A 6,075-nucleotide genomic window follows, 5' to 3' on the forward strand; every position below is an offset into this window, starting at 1 on the left:
CCCGGCACGCGCACGCACCCAGCGGGCCGCCACCGCGGCCGCCGCGGAGCTGGCCGGAAGGTGGCTGGCAGCCACCGCCGGGTTCGCGTGGCGGCGGATCGCGCCCGGGCCGCGTACCCCCGCCGAGATCGCGCGCATGGCCGCGACCAGCGCACTGATCCCGCCGGTGGCCTGCGCGCAGCGGCTCGCGGGGGAGTGGCGCCACCGGAGCGCCCGGCCGCACGGCGCCCGGCCCGTCAAAGCGGTGCTGTTCGACCGCGACGGCACCCTCGTCCACGACGTGCCCTACAACTCCGACCCCGAGCTGGTGCGGCCCGCGCACCGCGCGCGGGCCGCCGTGCAGCGCGCGCGGGGCGCCGGGCTGCGCGTGGGCGTGGTCAGCAACCAGTCCGGCATCGCCCGCGGCCTCATCACCCCCGACGAGCTCGCCGCCGTCAACGCCGCGGTGGAAGCCCGCCTGGGACCGTTCGACGTGTGGCGGATCTGCCCCCACAGCGAGGACGGCGGCTGCGCCTGCCGCAAACCGCGCCCCGGCCTCGTCCGCGACGCCGCCGCCGGACTGGGCTTGGCGCCGCACGAGTGCGCCGTCATCGGCGACATCGGCGCCGACATCGACGCCGCCCGCGCCGCCGGAGCCCGCGCCATCCTGGTGCCCGGACCCGCAACCCGGCCCGAGGAGGCCGCCGGCGCGCCGGAGACCGCCCGCAACCTCGCCGCCGCCGTAAACCGCCTGCTGCGCGGGAGCACCGCGTGAACGGCCGGGAGGGCACCGCGGCGCCCCGGGGCGGCACCGCCCTGGTCGCGCGGATGGACAGCATCGGCGACGTGCTGCTGGCCGGCCCGGCGGTGCGCGCCGTCGCCGCAGGCGCCGACCGCACCGTCCTGCTCGCCGGCCCCCGCGGGCGCGCCGCCGCCGAACTGCTACCGGGGGCGGACCGCGTCCTGGAATGGTGCGCACCCTGGATCGACCCGGAGCCGCCCGCGCTGACCAGCGGCACCGCCGCCGGCCTCATCGCCGCGGTCGCCGCCGAGGCCCCCGCCTCCGCGCTCATCCTCACCTCCTACCACCAGTCGCCGCTGCCGCTGGCGGCGCTGCTGCGGATGGCCGGGGTCGGCTGGATCGGGGCGGCCAGCGACGACTACCCCGGATCGCTGCTGGACCTGCGCCACCGCACCGACCACACCCGCCCCGAGGCCGCCCGCATGCTGAGCCTGGCCGAAGCGGCCGGGTACCGGCTGCCGCCCGGCGACAACGGCGCGCCGCGCATCCGCCGCCCGCTGCCCGAAACCGCGCATCTGGCCGGGCGCCCCGGCTACGTCGCCCTGCACACCGGCGCCGCGGCCCCGGCCCGCGCCATCCCCCGGCCGCTGGCCGCCGACACCGTCGCCGCCCTCGCCGCCGAAGGCCGGCGCGTGGTGGTCACCGGCACGGCCCAGGAACGCGGCGACACCGCCGCCGTTGCCGGCGGCTCCGGGCTGGACCTGGGCGGGTGCACCGGCCTGACCGAGCTCGCCGGAGTGCTGGAATCGGCATCAGTACTGGTCAGCGGCAACACCGGCGCCGCGCACCTGGCCGCGGCGGTGGGCACCCCCGTGGTCTCGTTGTTCGCCCCGGTGGTACCGGCCTCCTCCTGGGCGCCCCAAGGCAGCCCGGTCCGGCTGCTCGGCGACCAGAACGCCCCCTGCCGCGGCAGCCGCGCGCGCACCTGCCCGGTGCCCGGCCACCCCTGCCTGGCCGCCCTCACCCCCGCCGACATCGTCCGCGCCGTCGACGACCTCGCGGGGGAGGCATCATGACCGTGCAGCAACCGCGCACCGCCGCCCACCGCGGCCCGGAACGCGTCCGCACACCCACGCTGCGCGTGCTCATCTGGCACGTGCACGGCTCCTGGACCACCTCGTTCGTCCAGGGCCGGCACCGCTGCCTCATCCCGGCCGACGCCGAACGCGGCCCCGACGGCCGCGGCCGCGCCGACACCTGGGACTGGCCCGGCAACGCCGTGGAAGTCGGCCCGCACACCCTGGCCGCCGAACCGGTCGACGCCGTCGTGCTGCAGCGGCCCCGCGAACTGGACCTGGCCGAGCGGTGGCTGGGCGGGCGCCGCCCGGGCCGCGACATACCCGCCGTCTACGTCGAGCACAACGCGCCCCAGGGCGACGTGCCCCGCACCCGCCACCCGCTGGCCGACCGCACCGACATCCCCGTCGTGCACGTCACCCACTTCAACGAGCTGTTCTGGGACTGCGGGCGCGCACCCACCACCGTGATCGAACACGGGGTGGCCGACCCCGGGCACCGCTACACCGGCGACGTCGACCGCGCCGGCGTGGCCGTCAACGAACCGCTGCGCCGCGGCCGGGTCACCGGCACCGACCTGCTGCCCCGCTTCGCCGGCGCCTGCCCCCTCGACCTGTTCGGCATGGGCGTGGCAGGGCTCCCCGCGGCGCTGGGCCTGCCCGCCGAACGGCTGCGCGCCTTCGACGACCTGCCCCAGCACCGCCTGCACGCCGAACTCGCGCGCCGGCGGGTCTACCTGCACCCCTTGCGCTGGACCTCCCTGGGCCTCTCCCTCATCGAGGCGATGCTATTGGGCATGCCCGTCCTCGCCCTGGCCACCACCGAGGCCCGCGAGGCGATTCCCCCGGACGCGGGACTGGCAACCACCCGCGTCGACGCGCTGTGCCAGGCGCTGCGCGAGCTCGTGCGCGACCCGGACCAGGCCGCCGAATGCGGCCGGGCCGCGCGCCGGGCGGCGCTGCACCGCTATCCGATCGACCGGTTCCTCAAGCACTGGGACCGGCTACTCCAGGAGGTGACACGGTGAGGATCGCCATGGTCTCCGAACACGCCAGCCCGCTGGCCGCCCTCGGCGAGGAGGACACAGGCGGGCAGAACGTGCACGTCGCCGGTCTGGCCCGCGCCTTGGCCGCCCGCGGCCACGAGGTGGTCGTCCACACCCGCCGCAGCGACCCCGCCGCCCCCGAAACGGTCGAATTCGCGCCGGGGGCGCGCGTGCACCACATCAGCGCCGGGCCGCCGCAGCCGATCGGCAAGGACCACCTGCCGCCGCACATGGGCGAGTTCGCCGCCCGCCTCGCCGAAGAATGGCAACGCGAGACGCCCGACGTCGCCCACGCCCACTACTGGATGAGCGGCCGCGCCGCACTGGAGGCCGCCGCCGCGACCGGCACCCCGGTGCTGCAGACCTTCCACGCGTTGGGCACCGAGAAACGCCGCCACCAGGGCAGCGAGGACACCAGCCCCCGCGAGCGGGCACGCACCGAGGCCGACATCGCCCGCCGGGCCGACCGGGTCGTGGCCACCTCCTGCGCGGAGCAGCGCGAACTGCGCACCTGGAACGTCGCCCCCGGACGGATCACCGTCGTGCCCTGCGCAGTGGACCCCGAATCGTTCCGCCCCGAAGGCCCGGTCGCCGAACGGGGCGAGCGCCCGCGCGTCCTCACCTTGGGCCGGCTGGTGCCCCGCAAAGGCATCCGCACGGTCATCGGCGCGCTGGCCGGGGTACCCGAAGCCGAACTCGTCGTCGCGGGCGGCCCCCCGCCAGAGCAGGCCGAGCAGGACCCGCAGATCACCGCGCTGCGCGCCGCCGCCGAAACCGCCGGGGTGGCCGGCCGGGTCCGCTTCACCGGCGGCGTGCCGCGCTCCCGGGTGCCCGAGCTGCTGCGCTCGGCCGACCTCGCGGTCAGCGTGCCCTGGTACGAGCCCTTCGGTATGAGCACCGTCGAGGCGATGGCCTGCGGCACCTGCGTGCTCGCCTCGCACGTCGGCGGCCACCTCGACACGGTCGTCCACGGCGTCACCGGGCGCCTGGTACCGCCGCGCGACGCCCGCACCCTGGCCTACTGGATCCGGACGCTGCTCACCGACCCGGTCACCAGGGAGAGCCTGGGCATCGCCGCCGCCGACCGCGCCGCAGTGCGCTACACCTGGCCGCTGGTGGCCCGCCAGACCGAGCAGTGCTACGAAAGCGTCCTGCGCGAACGCGGACGCCCGGTGCCCGAACCCGCCGCCGATGCGGCAGAGCGCACCCCGAAAGCAGGTGTCTGATGCATCCACGGCTCGAACGCCTCAGCACGGTGCTGGAGGGCGTCGACGGCGACCGCGCCAAACGGTGGGGCCGCATCCTCGGCGAGGAACTCGTCCGGGGACGGCGGCTGTTCGCCTGCGGCAACGGCGGCAGCGCCGCCGAAGCCCAGCACCTCACCGCCGAGCTGACCGGCCGCTTCACCACCGAACGCATGCCGCTGTCGGCGATCTGCCTGCACGCCGACACCTCCAGCCTCACCGCCATCGCCAACGACTACGGCTACCGCGAGGTCTTCGCGCGCCAACTACGCGCCCACGCCCGCCCCGGCGACGTCCTGGTGTGCCTGTCCACCAGCGGGACCAGCGAGAACGTCATCGCCGCGGCCGCCGCCGCCCGCGAGATCGGCATGCGCTGCTGGGCGCTGGCCGGTGCGGCCCCCGGCATGCTCCAGGCCGCCTGCGAGGAGAGCCTGCTGGTGCCGTCGCCGGACACCGCCACCGTCCAGGAGGTCCACCTCTCGCTGATCCACCTGATGTGCGAGGAGGTCGACGCGGTCTGCGGCGTGCCCGCCGCCCCGCCGCGCCAGGGCAGCCTCGCCCGGGAGGGATCGGCGTGAGCCGCGCACGGGGGCCCCTGGCCGTGGTCGGCGACGCGTTCCTGGACGTCGACGTCACCGGGGTGCACCGCACCTCCGGCCACGGCGGCGACGCGCCGGTACTGGACGCGCCCAGCGCCTGGCACCGCCCCGGCGGCGCCGCCCTCGCCGCGTGGCTGGCCGCCCGCGACGGCCACCCGGTCGCCCTGGTGTGCGCCCTGGGCGAGGACACCGCCGGCGACCGCGTCGCCGCGCTCCTGCAGGACGCGCTGACACTGGTGCGCCTGGGCCAGGTCGGATCGACCCCGGCGAAGTCGCGCATCCAGGTCGGCGAGCAGACGCTGGTGCGCGTGGACCACGGCGAGGGCCGGCCCGATCCCGGCGGCGGGCAGGAACGCGCCGCAGCGGCCATCGGCCGGGCCGGGGCCGTGCTGGTCTCCGACTACGGCCGCGGTGTGGCCGCCCTGCCCGGGGTCCGCCGCGCGCTGGCCCGAGCCGCCGCCGAAGTGCCCGTGGTGTGGGATCCGCACCCGCGGGGCCCCGCCCCCGTTCCCGGCGCCGCACTGGTGACACCCAACGCGGCCGAGGCCGGCGCCGCCGAAGCCGGGGGCGCGGGCGCGGCGGCGGCGCATCTGGCGCGCACCTGGGAGGCGGCCTCGGTCGCGGTCACCCTGGGCAGCGAGGGCGCCGTGTGGGCGCGCCCGCAGGGCGGCCACCGGTTCTTTCCCGCGCCGCTGCACCTGCCCGAAGCCGACGCGTGCGGGGCCGGCGACCGCTTCTGCGCGGCCGCCGCCGGCGCGCTGCGCACCGGTGCCGGCACGGCCGCCGCAGTCGCCGAAAGCGTCCAGGCGGCCTCGCGCTTCATCCGCAACGGCGCCGCGGGCGCCGCCGCGGCGTCGGGTCCCATGGCGGGTGCGCTGCCGCTGGGCCTGGGCGAGAGCCCCGAGGCACTGGCCGAACGGGTGCGCCGCAGCGGCGGCAAGGTCGTCGCCGCCGGCGGGTGCTTCGACGTGCTGCACGCCGGCCACGTCAGCCTGCTGCGCCGGGCCCGTTCACTGGGCGACTGCCTCATCGTCTGCCTCAACTCAGACGCCGCGGTACGTGCGCAGAAGGGGCCCGACCGCCCGGTCACCTCGGCCGAGGACCGTATCCGGGTGCTGACGGCACTGGAGTGCGTCGACGCGGTCACGGTCTTCGACGAGTCCACACCCAACCGCGAGGTGGAGCGGCTGCGGCCCGACGTGTGGGTCAAGGGCGGCGACTACACGGCCGCCGAGCTGCCCGAGCTGCCCGCCGTGACCGCCGGCGGCGGCGAAGCGGTGATCCTGCCGCTGCTGCCGGGCCGCTCCACCAGCCGCATGGTGGCCGCCCGCGGCCGCACACCGTGAACAGGGCCGCACCGGCGCGCAAGCGCCCGCCCCGCCGGGCGGC

General features: G+C 77.3%; 6 protein-coding genes. All 6 read left to right on the forward strand.

Going from position 1 to position 6,075, the window contains the following annotated elements:
* A partial coding sequence (locus ACYVD5_RS04525; protein ID WP_460999618.1) for an HAD-IIIA family hydrolase occupies positions 1 to 754 on the forward strand: 754 nt, incomplete at its 5' end.
* 53 nt (positions 755 to 807) lie between these two features.
* Complete coding sequence (locus tag ACYVD5_RS04530; protein WP_460999623.1) at positions 808 to 1,797, forward strand: glycosyltransferase family 9 protein; 990 nt, start codon at positions 808 to 810, stop codon at positions 1,795 to 1,797.
* Positions 1,794 to 2,825: a glycosyltransferase gene (locus ACYVD5_RS04535; RefSeq protein WP_460999619.1), complete on the forward strand. Its 1,032-nt coding sequence runs from the start codon at positions 1,794 to 1,796 to the stop codon at positions 2,823 to 2,825. Before ACYVD5_RS04530 ends, ACYVD5_RS04535 begins: the two co-directional genes overlap by 4 nt.
* Positions 2,822 to 4,069 carry a glycosyltransferase gene (locus ACYVD5_RS04540; protein WP_460999620.1) on the forward strand — a complete coding sequence of 416 codons (1,248 nt, stop codon included), beginning with the start codon at positions 2,822 to 2,824 and terminating at the stop codon, positions 4,067 to 4,069. Before ACYVD5_RS04535 ends, ACYVD5_RS04540 begins: the two co-directional genes overlap by 4 nt.
* On the forward strand, positions 4,069 to 4,665 hold the full coding sequence (locus ACYVD5_RS04545; RefSeq protein ID WP_460999621.1) for a D-sedoheptulose-7-phosphate isomerase: 597 nt from the start codon (positions 4,069 to 4,071) through the stop codon (positions 4,663 to 4,665). Before ACYVD5_RS04540 ends, ACYVD5_RS04545 begins: the two co-directional genes overlap by 1 nt.
* Positions 4,662 to 6,032 carry a PfkB family carbohydrate kinase gene (locus ACYVD5_RS04550; RefSeq protein ID WP_460999622.1) on the forward strand — a complete coding sequence of 457 codons (1,371 nt, stop codon included), beginning with the start codon at positions 4,662 to 4,664 and terminating at the stop codon, positions 6,030 to 6,032. Before ACYVD5_RS04545 ends, ACYVD5_RS04550 begins: the two co-directional genes overlap by 4 nt.
* Positions 6,033 to 6,075 lie beyond the last annotated feature (43 nt).

The organism is Streptomonospora sediminis (assembly GCF_054778995.1).